The sequence below is a fragment of the Polynucleobacter necessarius genome, assembly GCF_900095185.1.
GTDB lineage: Bacteria > Pseudomonadota > Gammaproteobacteria > Burkholderiales > Burkholderiaceae > Polynucleobacter.
The window spans coordinates 1,619,008-1,637,272 of the sequence record NZ_LT606948.1; the positions used below are offsets into that span (position 1 = coordinate 1,619,008).

The following is an 18,265-nucleotide window of genomic DNA, read 5'->3' on the forward strand; positions in this document are numbered from 1 at the left end:
ATTATTTTGTTTCGTCTGATTTGTTATCAAACTCAGGAGTAACTTCATCGGTTCCTTCTTCCGCAACTACTTCAGCTGCGTCTACTTCCACCGTATTTTCTGCAGCAATTTCAATTTCTTCGACTTCACCATCGATCAACACTGTCTCTACAGTTGCGAATGGATCAAACTCCATTACCGCTTGTCCCAATTGCTCAGCAGCAGCCATAGGCGCCGCATCCTCTAAGATTGGTAAGCTTTGTAGATTAGTCAGACTGAGATCATCCAAAAATTGCTTAGTGGTGGCGTATAAACCCGGACGGCCAATTGTTTCTTTATGACCAATCACTTCTACCCAGCCACGATCTTCTAACTGCTTCATCACATTGGTACTTACAGCAACGCCACGAATTTCTTCAATCTCACCACGGGTCACAGGTTGGCGATAAGCGATGATTGCCAGCGTTTCCATGACAGCACGAGAATATTTTGGTGGCTTCTCTGGAGAAATACGATCAAGATACTCGCGCATCGACAAACAACTCTGAAAACGCCAGCCCGTTGCGATATGCACCAACTCCATGCCCTTATCATCCCAGGCGCGTTGCAATTCAACGAGTGCCTCATCAATATCTGCTGTAGTGATGTCCTCAACAAATAGGCGAGCCAACTCAGCTACGGTGAGTGGCCCCTGCGCACATAGAAGGGCTGTTTCGATTACGCGCTTATTGTGATCATCCATAAAATTCGGGCTGACAGGAATAATCCTGATTAGGTTTTAAAAATGTATTTAGTAATGGGTTTGGTGTTCTTAAGCTACTACGGACAATCTATCTCATCAGTTCTTCTTGGGATATGCCCGCGCTGAAACGAAGTCCTTTTCGTTCGCCTTGTCCACATTATAAGGTAGGCTCAATACAATAGCCACATACCGATGAATTCCACTAATTCCCCCTTCTCGATGCCCAAGCCCCCAGATTCCATAGCAAAACAAATTGATTGAACAAATGCGCATCCCTTTGGGAATTGTTGCCACTGAACTTCAATCTGGCAAAGGCGTTTTATTTAGAACCGGTAATACCAGTTTGGCAGTACGTCCCTCTTGCAGGGTACCAGGAGTGTTTCAGCCAGAAGTCATTAGCGGAAAAGAATATGTAGATGGGGGATTAGTCGCCCCTGTGCCGGTCAGTTATGCAAGACAGATGGAGGCAACGTTAGTTATTGCAGTCAATATCTCTTTTGAACCAGTGCTTCAAGATGCCAGCGGCACACTGGGTGTCTTGCAACAAACCATCTCCATCATGCAACGGAGCATCAATCAGTACGAATTAAAAAGTGCTGACCTTGTGATTCAGCCGCATTTAAAACAAATGAGTAGCGGTGATTTTAGATCCAGAAACGCTGCAATCCTTGCTGGCGAAGTCGCAACACAGGAGCAATTGGTGTGTTGATAATGGAAAAACTAAAAGGCCCTTAAAGGCACGACACTAAAGACTCTGTGACTTACGCTTGAGATTTTTTACTTCGTTAAGAAGCTCTTGTCGTTCGGCGTCATTCAAATTATCGCTACTGTCTAAACGACGTGCACCATCGAAGCGTTTATCCCAATAAAGACTGCCGAGATCATCGACACGAACATTCGTCCCTTTTGATGGTGAATGAATGAACTTGTTGTCGCCTACATAGATGCCAACATGAGAAAAGGTTAAACGCATCGTATTGAAAAACACGAGGTCACCTGGTTGCAACTCTTCACGGGTAATTGGCTTACCAACACGGCTCATCTGGGTCGATTTACATGGCAACAAGAATCCCAGTTTGTCTTTAAAAACGTAACCCACAAAACCGCTGCCATCTAATCCTGATTGCGGCAACTCCGTATCCCAGCGATAACGCACGCCAATCACTTCCATCGCACGGTTAATTAAATCTTCTGATTTACCAGTCACGGTATCTGCTAAACGATCAGAAACGCGAAAAATGTATGACTTACCTGCTTGGAACATACTCTCTTTTGGAAGGGCAGAGTCCGCCGATGCTGCAGAATCTGAAGCTTGAGCGCTTACGCAAATGAAAACACTTAGGCTAAGACCTAAGAGATGTAGGAGCATTGTTTTTTCAATGACATCGGCTCAGTTTAACAAAGAAACTTTCATTTACCAAATCTTCAATATTATTATAAGTTCTTGTTTATAAAGCTTTATTTTACTCCTATCGGGGCAGATGCACCAATTTAGCCTCATTAGCTGAGGGGATTTAAGGACAACTACGTCAGTTCTGCGGCTGCAAAAAGTTCTTTTGTGTAAGTTTGGCGGGGATGCTTTATCAAGGTTTCTGTATCACCAAACTCGACGACCTTGCCTCCCTTAAGAACCATCACCTCATGAGACATTGCCCGAATCACCGCTAAATCATGGCTAATCATGAGATAGGTCAAGTTGTACTTCTTCTGCAATTCCGACAATAAAGCGAGTACCTGTTTCTGAATAGACACATCTAATGCAGAAGTGGGTTCATCCAATACCAAAATCTGTGGACGCAAAATTAAAGCACGCGCAATAGCAATCCTTTGGCGCTGGCCACCAGAAAATTCATGGGGATAGCGCTGTAATGCTGAACGATCAAGCCCCACCTCTTTCAACATATCGACTACGCGAGACTCACGCTCCTGCGAAGAGAATTTTGGAAAATGTACACCCAAACCTTCGGAAACAAGTTGTAGGATATTCATACGTGGTGATAGCGATCCAAATGGATCCTGAAAGATGACTTGCAAACTCGAACGCATCACACGACGTTCAATCGGTTTCAGTTTTTGCCAATTACTTCCGAGTACATCAACAGTTCCACTTACCTCTGCAGCAGAATCACCCAATAACCCAAGTACCGCCATGCCAAGGGTTGTCTTACCAGAGCCTGACTCGCCAATCACACCTATAGTTTGGCCTTGCTTTAACGCAAAACTCACCTTCTTTAGAACCTTATGAGGTGGTGCTTTTTTAAACCAAGATACCGACTCTGAACTAGGATAGGCAACGGAGAGTTCTTCGGTCTTCAGGAGCACTGGTGCCAAGGGCATGACTGGCGCTAAGCTACGAACCGGCTCACTATTCACAAGAGCACGAGTGTAAGGATCAGTAGGATGATCAAATACCTGTTTGGTGATTCCAGCCTCCATCAAAATACCTTGATTTAACACCGCTACACGTTGCGCAAAATGCTTTACCAAATTGAGGTCATGAGTAATCAGAAGAATACCCATGCCACCATCATTTTTTGATTCTTCTTGTAATTCTTTGAGCAGCTCCAAAATTTGCAAACGCAAACTCACATCCAAAGCAGTCGTTGGTTCATCCGCAATAAGCAAGCGAGGCTTACAGGCTAACGCCATGGCAATCATGGCACGCTGTCTTTGACCGCCAGAGAGCTGATGTGGATAAGAATAAAAGCGTCTCTCAGGCTCGGGAATGCCTGTCTTGCGTAGCAAATCAATCACGGCATCGATTGCATCTACTTTAGAGATAAGCGGCTGATAGATCTGTACAGCTTCAATAATTTGATTGCCAACAGTAAACAAGGGGTTCAAGGCTGTCATAGGCTCCTGGAACACCATTGCAATTTTTCGGCCACGGATTTCACGAATATCTTCTATGGGCAAGGAACGCAAATCAATTTCACCCTTCCCATCTTTTTGATTCCACAGTATCTTGCCAGATACCTTAGTCCCCTCTGGTTCGAGGCGTAATGGCGCCAAGGCTGTCAAAGTCTTACCTGAGCCCGACTCTCCAACTAAGGCAACGCGTTCACCAACGCCAATCTCTAAATCGAGATGATTCACAGCAAATTTTTCGCGTCGCCCCGCTCCAAATGAGATACAGAGATTCTCATAACGCATCAAACTCATGAGCGCCCTCCGCTCATCAAGCCTGCCTTGCGCGAATCAAAGACATTACGTAGCGCCTCACCCATGAAGGTCAAAAGCAGTAATGTGGCCACCAAACCTACGAAGGTGGATAAAGAGATCCACCAAGCATCAAGATTACTTCTACCCTGGGAGAGCAATTCACCCAAACTAGGGGTACCAGGAGGAACACCCAAGCCTAAAAAGTCCAAGCTTGTTAAAGACAAAATCGCTGCACTCATGCGAAATGGCAAAAAGGTAATTACTGGCGTGAGACTGTTAGGCAAAATGTGACGCCACATAATTTGTACATTAGTGAGTCCTAATGCTCGTGCGGCACGGACATACTCGAGCGCACGATTGCGGAAAAATTCAGCTCGAACATAATCGGAAAGCCCCATCCACCCGAAAGCTGCCAACAAAATAATTAATAGCGCCACACTAGGGTTAAAGATCGAAGCAAAAATAATCAGCAAGTACAACTCGGGCATTGCCGACCAAATTTCGATGAGGCGTTGAGAAATCAAATCAAACTTTCCACCAAAAAATCCCATCAGAGATCCGGTGATAATGCCAACACTTACCCCAACAAAGGTTAACGCTAATCCAAAGAGAATAGACAAACGAAAACCATAAATCAGACGAGCCAATACATCACGCCCGCGATCATCCGTACCAAGCCAGTTCTCGGCCGATGGTGGCGCTGGATTGGGTACTTTGGAGAAGTAATTGAGCGTCTCGTAGCTGTAATGAATTGGAGGATAAATGGCCCAATTGCCGTTACTAGTGATGTTATGACGTATATCGGGATCCAAAAAATCCGTTGGTGTAGCAAAGTCTCCGCCAAAAACCGTTTCGGGTTGACTTTTTACAATTGGAAAATAAGTCTTACCTTCGTAGCACACTACTAGTGGTTTGTCATTCGCAATCAGCTCTGCGCAGAGAGATAGCCCGAAGAGCACTAAAAAAATCCACAGGCTCGCGTAGCCGGCACGACTATTTTTAAATCGTTGCCAACGATTCATGAGCCTCCTCCCGCACCAAACTGAATGCGTGGGTCTATGTAAACGTAGCAAAGATCTGAAATTAACTTGGTAAACAAGCCAATAAAAGTAAACAGATATAGGGTGCCAAAAACGACGGGGTAATCGCGGCGCATCACCGACTCATAGGACAGCAAACCAAGACCGTCTAATGAGAAGAGTGTTTCAATCAACAGCGATCCAGTAAAAAATGCGCCAATAAAGGCTGCTGGAAAACCGGTTACAAGTGGCAAGAGCGCATTGCGGAAAACGTATTTCCACAATACTTGTTTCTCGGTGAGGCCCTTGGCACGGGCAGTCAAAACATACTGCTTGCGAAGCTCTTCGAGGAAAGAATTCTTCGTCAACATCGTTACCACGGCAAAACTACCCAGCACAGAGGCAGTAATTGGCAAAACCAGATGCCACAGATAATCCATCACCTTGCCCATCAGACTTAATTCATTCCAGTCGTCGGATGTCAAACCTCTTAGCGGAAAGATCTGCAAAAAACTGCCACCGCCAAAGATTACAAGCAATAAAACTCCCAGTACAAAACCTGGGATCGCATACCCGACCAGAATGATGCTACTTGTGATGGCATCGAAACGAGAACCATCTCGCACTGCCTTAGCAATTCCCAATGGAATGGAAACTAAGTACGTAATGAAGAATGTCCACAAGCCAATACTGATCGATACCGGCAATTTAGAAACGACCAGACTCCAAACGCTCTCATGCTGGTAATAGCTTTGACCTAAATCGAATCTTGCAAAACGACTCAACATCATGAAGTAGCGTTCGAGCGGCGGCTTATCAAAACCATACAAAGCTTTTACTTCTTCGAGTCGCTGGGCATCCACTCCCTGGCGACCGCGATACGTTGCTCCCGCCCCCGAAGACTCAGCCCCACCAATTGCAGCGTCACCCTTACCTTTTAATTCCAGAACCATTTGTTCCACAGGACCACCAGGCACAAATTGCACCACCGCAAAAGTAAGTGTGAGAACGCCCAAGATGGTTGGAATCATCAAGAGTAAGCGTTTCAGAATGTAGGCGCGCATTTGACCTTGCATTATGTAGCCTCTTCTTTCCACCAGTTTTGCATGATCCAAAGTTCGGCCGAGTAATACAAAGGCGGCTCTGGGTAGCGCATCTCATGACGGAATGCAACACAATGCGTTGGGTTATACCACTGGGGCGCCACATAGTAACTATTCCACAAGACTCGGTCGAGAGCCCTGGTAGCCGTTCTTAACTGTTCGCGATTTTGCGCTTTGGTAATTTCTTCGATCAAAGCATCTACCACTGGAGACTGCACCCCGATTAAATTATCTGAACCTTTTTCTTTAGCTGCTTCGCTACCAAAACGATCCCAGAGTTCATTGCCGGGATTCTGCGAGTCTTGAAAGCGAACGGTAGTCATATCGAAATCATATTCGTTCATGCGCTTTTGATGTAATGCAAAGTCGCTGGTGCGAATATCAACCTGAACGCCGAGCTTTTCTAGGTTGCGAACATATCCTGAGATCACCCTTAAGAAAAAGCCGCCATTCTCTACAATCTCAAAGCGGAAAGGCTCACCTTTTTCATTGCGTAATGCACCATCGCGGTACTGCCAGCCAGCATGCATGAACAATTCACGCGCTTTTTTTAAATTCTGACGCAGACTTCCGGGTGGATTGGTAGAGGGTGCTGCTGGCATAGGGCCAAAGACAGCATCTGGAACCCATTGTGGATATTTTTCTTTGAGTGGTTTCAGTAACTTCAATTCGCTTTCAGTAGGCTTTCGAGGACCATTAAAGTTCGCACTCAAATCGCTATTGGTAAAGTAACTATTGATACGACTGTATTGATCAAAAAAGATTTGGCGGTTGAGCCATTCAAAATCAAGCGCATATCCTAATGCTTCGCGTACACGAGGGTCTTTAAAAAGGGGGCGACGAATATTCATGGCAAAGCCTTGCATGCCAGCGCCGTTGTGATTCAAAAATGCTTTCTTTAAAAGGATGCCTTGATCGAATTTAGGGCCAACATATCCCTTGGCCCAGATCTTGGCGCGATACTCCACGAGTGCATCAAACTCCCCTGCCTTAAAGGCTTCTAGACGAACGGCATCATCACTGTAGAGCTTGTAGAGCACACGATCAAAGTTATAAAAACCTACCCGAATATTTAAAGGCTTACTCAGCTGATCGGCCCAGTAAGCGGGATTCTTCTTATAAAGAATCGATTTTCCAGCTTTAAAAGATTCAATTAAATAAGGTCCGCTGGCCAAAGGCGCTTCAAAGGCAAGCTTCTCAAATGGAATAATTGTTCCGTCAGGACGTTTGCCCCAGTTACGCGAGAACACCGGGAATGTTCCCGCCAAAATGGGAAGTTCTGCATTGTCATTTTTAAAATCAAATCGAACCACTCGTTCAGATAGAACTACTGCTTCTTTAATATCTGCAAAGGTTGTCTTGTAACGGGGATGTGCTTTGCCACTCATTAAGGTATCAAAGCTGTGCTTCACGTCAGCGGCCAATACTGGACTACCATCTGAAAACTTTGCCTCGGAACGAATGTGAAAGGTCACAGATTTTCGGTCTTTTGCGACTTGAATATCATCAGCTAACAAACCATAAATACTAGAAACTTCATCGGCACTTCCTTCCGCTAAGGATTCGAACATCAAATCAATGCCTGGAGCGGTGATACCTCTCAGGGTAAATGGGTTGAATTTATCGAAACTTGTTCTTTGGCCCGGATTTGGCAGTACTAAGGTTCCACCCTTAGGAGCGTTCGGATTAACGTAGTCAAAATGGGTAAATCCGTCTGGATATCTAGGCTTACCGTACTGTGCAATGCCTTGTCCCGCTAAAGCCGTATTGGCTTCGAGCCCCAGCAGCAAGGCGACAAGCAAGAAAGAGGCAATGTTAAGAATGGGTTTTAGGCTGGGCATATATGCAACAATTATAGATAACTAATCATATTTGAAGCAAAGGACATAACATGGGCTTTCTCTCCGGCAAAAAAATCCTCATTACCGGCCTCCTCTCTAACCGTTCTATCGCCTATGGTATTGCCAAGGCCTGTCACCGCGAGGGAGCGGAATTAGCCTTTACCTATGTGGGTAAGCGCTTTAAGGATCGTATTGTCGATTTTGCAAAAGAATTCAGCACCGAACTGATTTTTGACTGTGATGTCGGTAGCGATGAGCAGATCAGCGCTCTTTTTAAGGATTTAGCCAAATCATGGCCTCAGTTTGATGGCTTTGTACATGCTATTGGCTTTGCTCCACGCGAAGCGATTGCTGGAGATTTTCTTGAGGGACTATCTCGTGAGGGCTTCAAAATTGCTCACGATATTTCTGCATATAGCTTCCCAGCAATGGCAAAAGAGGCGCTACCGATGTTGCGTGATAAATCCTCATTGTTGACTCTTACCTATTTAGGTGCGATGAAAAATGTTCCGAACTACAACACCATGGGTTTAGCTAAAGCGTCTCTTGAGGCGTCAGTTCGCTACCTTGCTGGTTCTGTTGGTCCGAAGGGTATTCGCGCAAACGGCATATCTGCTGGTCCAATTAAAACTTTGGCAGCCTCAGGCATTAAAGGGTTTAGTAAGATCTTGGAATCGGTCGAGCAAACTGCTCCACTACGTCGCAACGTAACGATTGATGATGTTGGTAACACCGCAGCTTTCTTGTTATCGGATCTAGCAAACGGTATCACTGCGGAAATCATCTACGTTGACAATGGCTTTAGCCACGTAGTTGGCGGTATGGATGAAGCTTGAATGTTCCACTGAGTGAGACTCTGAAGTTTTGGGCCAAACTGGGTGTCATCAGCTTTGGTGGCCCCGCAGGACAAATTGCGGTTCTGCACCAAGAGTTGGTTGAAAAGCGTCACTGGATTTCTGGGCGGCGCTTTTTACATGCGCTCAACTATTGCATGCGTCTACCTGGGCCAGAAGAAGCCCAACAATTAGTAACCTATATTGGTTGGCTGATGTATCGCACATGGGGCGGCATCCTAGCGGGTACTTTATTTATTCTTCCGTCACCCTTCATTTTGGTTGGCCTCTTCTGGGGTGTACATTACCTATAGACAAGTCTGCCGCTATCTTTTTTGGTATTAAACCTGCTGTCACGGCGATTCTGTTACATGCAGCTGTTCGGATCGGTAAACGCACGATTCATAATCAGACGCTCCGGTGGATTGCGTTTGGATCGTTTCTGGCCATCTTTATTCTGAATCTCGCTTTTCCAATCACATTGTGCTAATTGCGGGTGCCATTGGATATTGGGGCGGCAAAAAGTATTCGGAATATTTTCAGCAAACTGGTGCACACTCCAGCAAAGAAATAAAAGAATATGTTCCAGCGATAATTGATGATCACACGCCAGCACAAGAGCACACAAAATTTAGCTATTCCAAAACGATTCGCCTCAGTTGTGTTGTCGCCTGTTTCTGGCTTGTGCCAATTGGCTTGCTCACCTTTATTTTTGGCTGGAAGAACCTATTCCCACAATTGGGCTAGTTCTTTACTAAAGCCGCATTTCTGACCTGTGGCGGCGCCTATGCAGTTCTGCCCTATGTGTAATCAAGGTGCAGTCGAGCACTTTCATTGACTAAGCGCTAGCCAGATGATTGACGGCTTAGCTCTTGGAGAAACTACTCCGGGACCGCTCATCATGGTGGTTGCTGTTGTAGGTTATCTTACAGGACATATTCAACACTTAATTGGCAATAATAATCCATTTTGGTTTGGTGTTCTGGGTGCATACGTCGCCACTTGATTTACGTTCTTGCCATCCTTCTTTTTGATATTAGTAGGTGGTCCTTTAATTGAGTCTACACATGAAAAGGCTAGGATTCACTGCCTCGCTAACTGCAATCACTGCGGCTGTGGTGGGCGTCATTGCCAACCTCGGCCTCTTTTTGGCGTATCACGTATTTTTTCCAAGAGGCTTTGGCGGATCGATTTCCTGGATATCGATCATTATTTGCGCACTAGCTGGTTTAGCCCTGTTCAAATTTTAAAAAGGCGTGCTCTCAGTTCTAGGTGGGTCGGCCTTAGCTGGATTGCTCCTGTATTACATCTCGATATTGATAGGGTGAGATTTTTTACAAGATTGGCATAATAGAAAACATGCGAATCGAACCTCAAACTATTACCCATCTCCAAGAATGGCTCGGCAAATCTGAGTCTTTTCAAGATACCGTGACTGCTACACCAGTGCGCGCCCTGTCGGCAACCATGGACCGTGGTGATGATCTAGCACCTAGCAAAGGCTCTTTCTTACCCGAGCTCTGGCACTAGTTGTATTTTTTCCCCACGCACGTGAATCAAAAATTGGTCCTGATGGTCACCCAAAGCGCGGCGGCTTTCTACCGCCAGTTCCATTACCTCGTCGCATGTGGGCAGGTAGCCGTCTTGAATGGCTCAAATCACTTTCTGTGGGTGATGAGATTGAACGCGTCTCTACGATTAAATCGATTACTCATACAGCAGGTCGCACCGGTGATTTGATTTTTGTATTAGTCAATCACCAGATCTCTAACCAAGATGGCTTGGCCATTATTGAAGAACATGACATTGTTTATCATGACGCACCAGGTCCAGATGACAAACCGGTTGCTCCCACGCCTGCGCCCACTGATGCCAAATGGAGCAAAACCATCACACCCGATGATGTATTGCTGTTCCGCTATTCAGCGCTCCTCACCTTTAATGGACACCGTATTCGCTACGATCGCAAATATGTCACCGAAGTAGAGGGCTACCCTGGACTGATTGTTCATGGCCACTTAATTGCTACGCTACTTGTCGATTTAGTCCGTCAATCTATTTCTGGCTGCAAGTTGAAGAGTTTTGAGTCTAGGGATGGTGTGCGATCGTCCAGAGACCGAACGAACTTCAGACGGCCCGCTATCAAATAGTCTTGGCATCACGTCTGGCTCAAATTGCCCCTCCTGTTGATGGGGTTACACCATCCACGGATGATGTTGAGCCGTATTACCGATGATGCAGAGCGAGCAAAGCGCATGGGTTTTGGTGGAAAGCTGCGCATCCATCCGAAACAAGTCAATATTGTTATCAATGCCTTTCCGCCCACGGAAGCCGAAATTGCTTGGGCACAACGGGTCATCGCGGCTGATAAGACCTCCAAAGGAGGTGCTGTAAAACTCGATGGACGCATGATTGACCGACCAGTAGTTTTATGAGCCCACATAACAACAATATGGAGATCAACATGAAAAAGAAGAAGTTCTTATTTTCAGGAATTGCTGCAGCATTAACCGCTGGTGCACTTCTCAGCACCAGCGCCAAAGCTCAAAAAGATTGGCCTACTAAATCGATTTCACTCATCGATCCTTTCGCTGCGGGCGGTCCAACTGACTCTCTTGCGCGGCTTATTGCTGTGCCAATGGGTCAAGCTCTTGGTCAAACTGTTGTTGTTGAAAACATTCCAGGTGCTGGCGGTACGATTGCTAGCACTAAAGTTGCAAGAGCAGCGCCTGACGATTACACCATCTACTGGCATCATATGGGACTGGCTACTGCGAATGCGCTTTATGACAAACTACCGTATAACCCAATGACCAACTTTGAATATATTGGTCAGGTCGCCGACGTACCTATGGTGTTGCTGGGCAAAAAAGATTTGCCAGCTAACAATTTTAAAGAGTTGAAAGCCTACATTCGCGCTAATGACTCTAAAGTCACCATGGCAAATGCTGGTCCAGGAGCAGTATCACAGCTATGCGGATTACTTTTCCAAAATCGTATGGGCGTGAAGTTAACCAACATTCCTTATAAAGGAACAGGCCCGGCTCTCACTGATTTGCTAGGTGGTCAAGTTGACCTTTTGTGCGATCAAACCACACAAACTATTCCTTACATCAAGGATGGTCGTGTTAAGACTTACGGCACAACAACTTTAAAGCGTCTACCAGCCATTCCGAATGTTCCAACATTGGATGAACAGGGCCTCAAAGGTTTTGAAGTAAAAGTTTGGCATAGCATGTACACCCCAAAGGGCGTTCCAAAGCCAGACGTGAAAAAACGCCTAAAGGATGCCAACATTGGCATCGTATCTGCTGACAAGATGACCTCTCATGGCCTTAAATTCGTAGCAATCATAAAAAAGCCAGCTTCTGCTAGCTTTTTTATTGTGCCATCCTACAGGATCATCGTGGATTGAATTAACCCGGTCTGAACAAGTATCCAGAGCGAGCTTTATCACGACGCCTTCTGAAAAGCACATCAATAAAAGCGGCCAACGCCCAGATCGCCAAGAATGGATCAAGCAGATAATCCCAGAGATTGGCCGATTCATGCCATTGAGCTGACCATGCAATGATGGCTATCGCAATAACCCAAACACCTTTAGTCCAATTTAGCAAGCCACATACCAACGCATAAAACAGAACTGCGATCAAGAAAGTAATCGACCCATATCCCCAAGCATAGGGATCAATCATCCCAATACCCAAAGCAAAGGGATAAAAGCAGATGGCAATAAAAACCACGGAAAATCTAAATGCAGTGGGCATTGGTTTACTAGAGGGCAATACTGAGCTCCAAAGCAGCAAGGTTAAGACCACGCTCAGATCTCCAGTAACGCCACGAACATACGCTATCAGAGGCAACTCCATGCCCAAGCCTAGTGGCCAAAATAAAACGTTGCTGATGAATATTAAGAGTAACACTTTGACCATGAATGACAAAGGATTGGAAGAGAATTTTTGTAAAACCCATATTCCAACTACTCCACAAGAAATGGATAACTCGATCAAAGGCAAAGATTGCATTACCGAATTCATTATCGCGCCTCCTGATTTGGTACATCAGCTTCTTTTGCTTGAGTGTGAGCTTGAATTTGCGATTGAATCTCGCTGAGAGAATGCTGCAGCCATGGGCCTGGAAAATACCGATGACAAATCTTTTTGCGATCCCAGGTATACACCAGATGAGCATCATCACCATCAACAGTAATTAAGTAAGGATAAGAGAATTCCTTGCGTTGCGCATCTGGCAGCGCCTCATCATTTTCTAACAACTCAATGGTGCGCCACTGACCAGATTGAGGATCATTCATGATCAAGGCGAGTCGATAACGACCGGCTTCAATATTATTGAGCACCAAAATACGTGCACCACTTTTTAGAATCAAGCCAGTCACTGCAGAATTTGGATTAGCAATGGCTAAGTCCTCTACAATTTCCCAACTTTGACCGGCATTTTGAGTACGACTCACAAGTATTTGCTTGGGCAGGCCTGCACTTCGTGCTTGTCGAAAATAGGCGCTAGCATCTTGTGCATCATTAACAAAGACAAGTGGTTGTATCGCACTACGTCCGGAACTCATTCGGCGCTTATCAATCACTCTGTCTGCATCCACTCTGATGAGCTCGCCAAAACGCCCTATCCACTCATGATAGGCAGGTATTCCAAGGCGTCCATCTGCAAACTGTATAGCCCGAGACTTGACAAGCGTGCTTAAGTTCAGAAACGGCGAAGTAATGAAACGCTGCGGATTACTCCAAGTTAAGCCCTCATCATCTGATGTCACCGCAGAAATCGAACTTCCTGCCCAACCACCAATAGAAACGGTCACAAAGAGTAATTGCAACTTTCCATCCGCCAATCTAGTTGGAACAGGATTTCCAAGTTTCGCTATATATCGCAAGAGTCCCCTCTCAGCACTAATACGATCCATCACTACAGTCGGCGCACTCCAATGAGCAGATTTCGGATCATAAACAGAGCTGTAGATGGAGACATCTGCAGCACCCTCACGACTACCTGCAAACCAAAAAGATCGAATGGCACCATCTTTTAAAGCAATCAGTGAAGCGGCGTGTACCGAGGGGGCACCAGTATCAGGCAGCCAAGCGGCTTGTGGTGCTGGAATAGCTGCTTTGCTAGATGCCTTAGGTTTGAGTATGGATTCTTCTTCGATCTCCAGATCAACTGTAGAGTGAGTAGAAGTGGCAAATGGCGCCCAAACTGGACGGCTATCAATATGCAAGAAACCAAATACTGCGGCAAGCAATAAAAAACAAAGAGCAAGGACACGACTCATCTACAAACATCCTTCAGGTTGGATACGTCTGGATTTGCTACAGGCGTAGAAATCAGGTACTCAGTAACAAACAAATGCTTACCGATTGGTCCAGCCAACATCTCTTGAATTTCATCATTAGTGTGGCGCGCCCTCATTTCCATTCGTCTACCAACAATTTGACAAGAATCACAGAGCTCGGGAGCAACACCCAATGGTGCATGTACCGCTACTAGTGGATAGGCTTTTGTTAACCCAGAAATATCAGCAGCATCTTTTGCCAAATAACCGTGCAGCTTCGCACCAGGCAAGAGTAGACGATATTCTTCATCCTTAGCGCGATAGTCGCAAGGTATCCAAACATCCTTGCCCTGCAGTTGAGTGATGGTCTGCGTAGAGTAGCGACCTAAATTGCCTTCCAACGGAGCAAGGCTGCTAGTTAAACCGCAATAAACCAGAAAGCACGCTGCTAATGCAATCGTCTTAGTGAAGTCTTTCTTCAATAATCCAAGCAAGACCATGATAATTCCTATGGCCATAGGAATCCAATGGCCATAGGAATAAGTCCAAGTGCCAGCATCGTTCATCAATAGTGAAAGCTGAAGATTCAGTCCCATCCAAGTTAGTAGCGATAAGACTAACAATTGCAATAACAAGGCAATGCGAAATCCCCATAAAGGCAATTTTTTCCAGTACAAAGCGATCAGCGCAGCAAATGCAGGCATGACCGGCAATAGATATCGACCCGAGCGCTGACTTGGCAAACTAAACACAATCAAAAATGCGCCGATCAATAACAACAAAAGTGTTTGTTCTAAACTGAGGAAGCGACGTCCACGCCAGCTCTGAATCAAGCATGAGATCAGCACAAAACTAAAAAAGCCTGCATTACCAACGGTAGCGAGTAACAGCAACCAAATGCTGTCACCACCACTTAGCAAATCTGATAAGTAACTAGATTGGCGAGCGGCAAATTTGCCAGCGTTTTCGCCCAAAACAAATTCTTTCCAGACGACTTCTGGATGGGGGTCTAAAGCGAACCATAAACTAAAAATGCCAAGTGCCAGCAAAGCAATCAAGATTAATTTATAGAAATCCCTTCTCAGTAATTGAGGAATACTCCACTGACGCCAGCGCCAGTAATATAAGGCCAGAGCAAACGAAGCCGGGACTATGTATGCAAAAGATTTTGCAAATAATGCAAAACCTAAACAAATACCGGCAACGAGCGGGAAAAAGAATTTCGATTCAAATGCACTCCTGCCCCAATATAGAAGCGCCAAAAATGGCAGCGATATCCAAAACACTTCTGGGGGGTCAGCCAAAAATGGGCGACCGTATCGATAAGTCGCAAAAAAGGAGAGCCAGATGAATGCCGCTAAAGCGCCAGTTTGCGTTTTGCCGCTAAAACAGCGTACGGCCAAAAATAAGAAAAAGGCGGTCAGGGCGGTATATAAAACATTGGGCCAACGCAGACTAGCTAAGGTCCAATCCGAGCCCCAATGTGTACTGGCTATCCCTTGCCAGAAAATAAGTGGAGGCTTGGTATTTTGAATGCCGTCCATGTCAGATTGAAGCGGCAGCCATTCTCCAGAATCTGCCGTCATCCGCACAATATGCATGTAGGGATACTCATCACCGTTTTTAGGCACAAATCGACTATCTAAGCCATAAAGATAGGTCAATACACCTAAAAGCAGCATCAATATCGCAGAACGGTAAGAAAATGAAACTCGCATAACAATAGTTTAATAGGTCTTATAGGAATTCCCAGTAAAACTGCCTATGCCCAGATTTTGCATGAGCTTATGAAAAATGACTCTGGATTGGTTATCACCTTTCAGAGTTTGCTTGATTAAGATGTTGATGAATCATTTTGTAACTAATGACTGAGAAATTATCAGAATGGAGATAAACCACATGCGAGCAAGGTATTTAAAACCCGCAATCCTAGCCTCTATCTACCTTGGCATTAGCCAATGGAGTGGCGCTGCTGTTGCCCAACATGCGGATGCCAGTAATTTATACAAACGTGGTCTTGCCGCCACCTGCGCCAATTGCCATGGCACAGATGGCAAAGGAGTAGTTGATGGTGGAATGCCATTAATTAACATCCTCACAAGCGAACAAATGCTCGCTCAGTTGAAGGCATTTAAATCAGGTGCACGTGAGGGCACCATCATGCCCCAGTTAGCCAAAGGCTACACAGACGAGCAACTTGAAATCATCGCTAATCAACTTGGCAAGAAATAATAAGGAAGACCATCATGGATCGTAGACAATTTATTGGCCAGAGCGCAGCAGCGATTGGCCTACTCGCTGGTTTCTCTGGACAAGCGCGTGCTAATTTACAAAAAGCAGAAATTATCGTCATTGGCGGAGGATACGGTGGCGCTACAGCTGCTAAGTATCTGCGCTTATTTTCAAACAACACGGCAAAGGTCACACTGATAGAGCCTAATGCTTCTTTTATCTCTTGCCCGATGTCTAACCTGGTAATTGGTGGATCACGTAATTTAGCGGAGATCACCTCTCCATATGACGCACTCAGCAAGCGTCATGGGATCAAGATTATTCAAGATAGTGTTGCCAGCATTGCTCCAGAGAAGAAAACTGTCAAACTTGCTTCTGGCAAGACCTTGCGTTACGACAAAGCAGTTGTATCGCCAGGCGTATCACTCAACTTCAAAAGCATCGACGGTCTTGCTCAAGCAAACAAAGATGGTATTACCCTCCAAACATGGAAGGCAGGTCTAGAAACGGTCGCACTACATAAACAAATCGCTGCCATGCGTACCGGTGGCACTTTTGCCATCAGCATTCCAGAAGCGCCCTACCGCTGCCCCCCTGGACCATATGAGCGCGCATGTCAGGTTGCCAATTACCTGAAACAAAATAATCCAACTAGCCAGGTCATCATTCTGGATGCCAACCAAGACGTTATTTCTAAGGGTGCATTATTTAAGAAGGTATGGGCTGAACAGTATTCTGGGATTATCGAATATCGACCAAAGAGCAATGTTGTTGGCGTTGATGTCAAAACAAAAACACTCAAACTCGAAGTTGAGGATGATGTGAAAGCAGATGTTTTAAATGTCTTGCCACAAATGGCAGCAGGCGAAATCGCTATCAAAACCGGCTTAGCAAACTCGAATGGTCGTTGGGTTAACGTCAACTATCTCAACTTTGAATCCACTGCGCGTAAAGATATTCATGTATTGGGTGATGCCATTCAAATTGCCCCTGCAATGCCCAAGTCTGCACATATGGCTAACCAGCACGCCAAAATCGCTGCAGCCGCTATCGTGGCTGAGCTGAGTGGTTGGGAAGTAAACCCTGCTCCAGTCCTGACCAATACCTGTTACAGCTTCGTCAATTCTAAAGAAGTAGTGCACGTAGCCAGCGTTCATCAGTACAACGCGGCTGAAAAGACCTTCAAAACTGTTCCAGGATCAGGAGGACTTTCTCCAGCCCCTTCAGTATTAGAAGGTGTTTACGCATGGGGTTGGGCGCACAACATTTGGGCAGATAGCTTGGGTTAATAATGAAACAAATGCATCTGCATCAATAAAAAAGAGACCTTCGGGTCTCTTTTTTCCAGAGGCCAATAAAGTGCAGCATGAAACCGTGTCAGCCAGTCACTTATGCATCGGCTTACAGTGCGGTGGCTCAGATGGTTTTGCATCTATCACTGCCAATCCTGCCTTAGAGGCAGCGATTGATCTTTTGTCTCAACATGGTGGTACAGGTCTCCTTTCGGAGACTCCTGAGATCTATGGGGTTGAACACACTCTCACCCGCCGTGCAGTCAGCCAGGCGGTCGGCGAAAAGTTAATTAAACGCATCCGCTGGTGGAAAAATGAATACTCGGTTGGCCGAGCTGTCCAAATTAATGGGCAAGTAAGTTCAGGCAATCAAATTGGTGGCTTGGCGAAAATCTTTGAAAAATCCTTAGGATCCTCCATAAAATGCGTGACCGGTCCATCTCCAGGCTTTGATCCGGTATCTGCAACCGGGCAAATCGCAGGGGGAGCCAATCTGATTGCCTTTACCACTGGACGTGGCTCTATGTTTAGCTCCAAACCAGCTCCCTGCATCAAATTGACTACTAATACGCCAATGTATGAGCGACTGACCGAAGATATGGATATCAATTTCGGGGAGAGTTTGGATGACACGGTATCCGTCCAAGAAATGTGGCAAAGGCTCTTCGACCTATTTCTTCGCACTGTGGTGTAATGAGCTAAGAGAACTGTAGAATTCATCTTGTTCGCTCAACCCAGATAGAAACAAAACTGAAACAGGCTT

At 45.6% G+C, this 18,265-nt stretch carries 14 protein-coding genes and 4 pseudogenes; 9 read left to right on the plus strand and 9 right to left on the minus strand.

Annotated features, from left to right (window positions below; all coding sequences use genetic code 11):
• Position 1: 1 nt before the first annotated feature.
• A complete protein-coding gene (gene scpB, locus DXE31_RS09385) occupies positions 2–721 on the minus strand; it encodes an SMC-Scp complex subunit ScpB (RefSeq protein WP_114698573.1) in 720 nt (239 codons plus the stop codon).
• A gap of 244 nt (positions 722–965) precedes the next feature.
• On the opposite strand from scpB, the pseudogene DXE31_RS09390 reads away from it, so the two are divergent.
• Positions 966–1,456 (plus strand): annotated as a pseudogene (locus tag DXE31_RS09390) (patatin-like phospholipase family protein); the annotation flags it as partial.
• 10 nt (positions 1,457–1,466) lie between these two features.
• Here DXE31_RS09390 and DXE31_RS09395 read toward each other — a convergent pair.
• From DXE31_RS09395 to DXE31_RS09415, 5 genes are all read right to left on the minus strand, one after another.
• On the minus strand, positions 1,467–2,090 hold the full coding sequence (locus DXE31_RS09395) for a C40 family peptidase (protein WP_114698574.1): 624 nt from the start codon (positions 2,088–2,090) through the stop codon (positions 1,467–1,469).
• Between the two features lie 155 nt (positions 2,091–2,245).
• On the minus strand, positions 2,246–3,883 hold the full coding sequence (locus DXE31_RS09400; RefSeq protein WP_114698575.1) for an ABC transporter ATP-binding protein: 1,638 nt from the start codon (positions 3,881–3,883) through the stop codon (positions 2,246–2,248).
• A complete protein-coding gene (locus tag DXE31_RS09405; RefSeq protein WP_114698576.1) occupies positions 3,880–4,905 on the minus strand; it encodes an ABC transporter permease in 1,026 nt (341 codons plus the stop codon). The genes DXE31_RS09400 and DXE31_RS09405 overlap by 4 nt, the downstream gene beginning before the upstream one ends.
• Complete coding sequence (locus tag DXE31_RS09410; protein WP_174222273.1) at positions 4,902–5,966, minus strand: microcin C ABC transporter permease YejB; 1,065 nt, start codon at positions 5,964–5,966, stop codon at positions 4,902–4,904. The genes DXE31_RS09405 and DXE31_RS09410 overlap by 4 nt, the downstream gene beginning before the upstream one ends.
• Before the next feature lie 11 nt (positions 5,967–5,977).
• Positions 5,978–7,846: an extracellular solute-binding protein gene (locus tag DXE31_RS09415; protein ID WP_114698578.1), complete on the minus strand. Its 1,869-nt coding sequence runs from the start codon at positions 7,844–7,846 to the stop codon at positions 5,978–5,980.
• Between the two features lie 50 nt (positions 7,847–7,896).
• On the opposite strand from DXE31_RS09415, the gene fabI reads away from it, so the two are divergent.
• The 5 genes and pseudogenes from fabI (at position 7,897) to DXE31_RS09440 (ending at position 12,094) form a co-directional block, all read left to right on the plus strand.
• The gene (fabI, locus tag DXE31_RS09420; RefSeq protein ID WP_114698579.1) at positions 7,897–8,682 is read left to right on the plus strand and encodes an enoyl-ACP reductase FabI; all 786 of its coding nucleotides are present in this window, start codon (positions 7,897–7,899) and stop codon (positions 8,680–8,682) included.
• Positions 8,679–10,007 (plus strand): annotated as a pseudogene (chrA, locus tag DXE31_RS09425) (chromate efflux transporter). The gene fabI and the pseudogene chrA overlap by 4 nt, the downstream one beginning before the upstream one ends.
• Before the next feature lie 31 nt (positions 10,008–10,038).
• A pseudogene (locus DXE31_RS09430) lies at positions 10,039–10,811 on the plus strand (HTD2 family dehydratase); the annotation flags it as partial.
• A gap of 57 nt (positions 10,812–10,868) precedes the next feature.
• On the plus strand, positions 10,869–11,114 hold the full coding sequence (locus DXE31_RS09435) for a hypothetical protein (RefSeq protein ID WP_114698580.1): 246 nt from the start codon (positions 10,869–10,871) through the stop codon (positions 11,112–11,114).
• A 29-nt stretch (positions 11,115–11,143) separates the two neighbouring features.
• Positions 11,144–12,094: a tripartite tricarboxylate transporter substrate-binding protein gene (locus DXE31_RS09440; protein ID WP_114698699.1), complete on the plus strand. Its 951-nt coding sequence runs from the start codon at positions 11,144–11,146 to the stop codon at positions 12,092–12,094.
• Between the two features lies 1 nt (position 12,095).
• On the opposite strand, the gene DXE31_RS09445 is transcribed toward DXE31_RS09440, so the two are convergent.
• Genes DXE31_RS09445 through DXE31_RS09455 form a run of 3 tightly spaced genes read right to left on the minus strand, consistent with a single transcriptional unit; the run spans position 12,096 to position 15,660 of the window.
• Positions 12,096–12,716, minus strand: a complete 621-nt coding sequence (locus DXE31_RS09445; protein ID WP_114698581.1) for a hypothetical protein — start codon at positions 12,714–12,716, stop codon at positions 12,096–12,098.
• Entirely contained in the window at positions 12,716–13,978 is a 1,263-nt protein-coding gene (locus tag DXE31_RS09450; RefSeq protein WP_114698582.1) for a sialidase family protein, read from the minus strand. The genes DXE31_RS09445 and DXE31_RS09450 overlap by 1 nt, the downstream gene beginning before the upstream one ends.
• On the minus strand, positions 13,975–15,660 hold the full coding sequence (locus DXE31_RS09455) for an ArnT family glycosyltransferase (protein WP_231969510.1): 1,686 nt from the start codon (positions 15,658–15,660) through the stop codon (positions 13,975–13,977). Before DXE31_RS09455 ends, DXE31_RS09450 begins: the two co-directional genes overlap by 4 nt.
• A 217-nt stretch (positions 15,661–15,877) precedes the next feature.
• Here DXE31_RS09455 and DXE31_RS09460 point away from each other — a divergent pair, with 217 nt between their 5' ends.
• The 3 genes and pseudogenes from DXE31_RS09460 to DXE31_RS09470 all read left to right on the plus strand — a co-directional run.
• Complete coding sequence (locus DXE31_RS09460; RefSeq protein ID WP_114698700.1) at positions 15,878–16,210, plus strand: c-type cytochrome; 333 nt, start codon at positions 15,878–15,880, stop codon at positions 16,208–16,210.
• A 14-nt stretch (positions 16,211–16,224) separates the two neighbouring features.
• Positions 16,225–17,499, plus strand: coding sequence for an NAD(P)/FAD-dependent oxidoreductase (locus DXE31_RS09465; protein WP_114698584.1), 1,275 nt, complete (start codon positions 16,225–16,227; stop codon positions 17,497–17,499).
• A gap of 55 nt (positions 17,500–17,554) precedes the next feature.
• A pseudogene (locus tag DXE31_RS09470) lies at positions 17,555–18,187 on the plus strand (altronate dehydratase); the annotation flags it as partial.
• Positions 18,188–18,265: the final 78 nt, after the last annotated feature.

Bases quoted from the DNA above. Each gene is read 5' to 3' on its own strand.
- scpB (WP_114698573.1), bottom strand. From the start codon at position 721: ATGGATGATCACAATAAGCGCGTAATCGAAACAGCCCTTCTATGTGCG.
- DXE31_RS09395 (WP_114698574.1), bottom strand. From the start codon at position 2,090: ATGCTCCTACATCTCTTAGGTCTTAGCCTAAGTGTTTTCATTTGCGTA.
- DXE31_RS09400 (WP_114698575.1), bottom strand. From the start codon at position 3,883: ATGAGTTTGATGCGTTATGAGAATCTCTGTATCTCATTTGGAGCGGGG.
- DXE31_RS09405 (WP_114698576.1), bottom strand. From the start codon at position 4,905: ATGAATCGTTGGCAACGATTTAAAAATAGTCGTGCCGGCTACGCGAGC.
- DXE31_RS09410 (WP_174222273.1), bottom strand. From the start codon at position 5,966: ATGCGCGCCTACATTCTGAAACGCTTACTCTTGATGATTCCAACCATC.
- DXE31_RS09415 (WP_114698578.1), bottom strand. From the start codon at position 7,846: ATGCCCAGCCTAAAACCCATTCTTAACATTGCCTCTTTCTTGCTTGTC.
- fabI (WP_114698579.1), top strand. From the start codon at position 7,897: ATGGGCTTTCTCTCCGGCAAAAAAATCCTCATTACCGGCCTCCTCTCT.
- DXE31_RS09435 (WP_114698580.1), top strand. From the start codon at position 10,869: ATGGGGTTACACCATCCACGGATGATGTTGAGCCGTATTACCGATGAT.
- DXE31_RS09440 (WP_114698699.1), top strand. From the start codon at position 11,144: ATGAAAAAGAAGAAGTTCTTATTTTCAGGAATTGCTGCAGCATTAACC.
- DXE31_RS09445 (WP_114698581.1), bottom strand. From the start codon at position 12,716: ATGAATTCGGTAATGCAATCTTTGCCTTTGATCGAGTTATCCATTTCT.
- DXE31_RS09450 (WP_114698582.1), bottom strand. From the start codon at position 13,978: ATGAGTCGTGTCCTTGCTCTTTGTTTTTTATTGCTTGCCGCAGTATTT.
- DXE31_RS09455 (WP_231969510.1), bottom strand. From the start codon at position 15,660: ATGCTGCTTTTAGGTGTATTGACCTATCTTTATGGCTTAGATAGTCGA.
- DXE31_RS09460 (WP_114698700.1), top strand. From the start codon at position 15,878: ATGCGAGCAAGGTATTTAAAACCCGCAATCCTAGCCTCTATCTACCTT.
- DXE31_RS09465 (WP_114698584.1), top strand. From the start codon at position 16,225: ATGGATCGTAGACAATTTATTGGCCAGAGCGCAGCAGCGATTGGCCTA.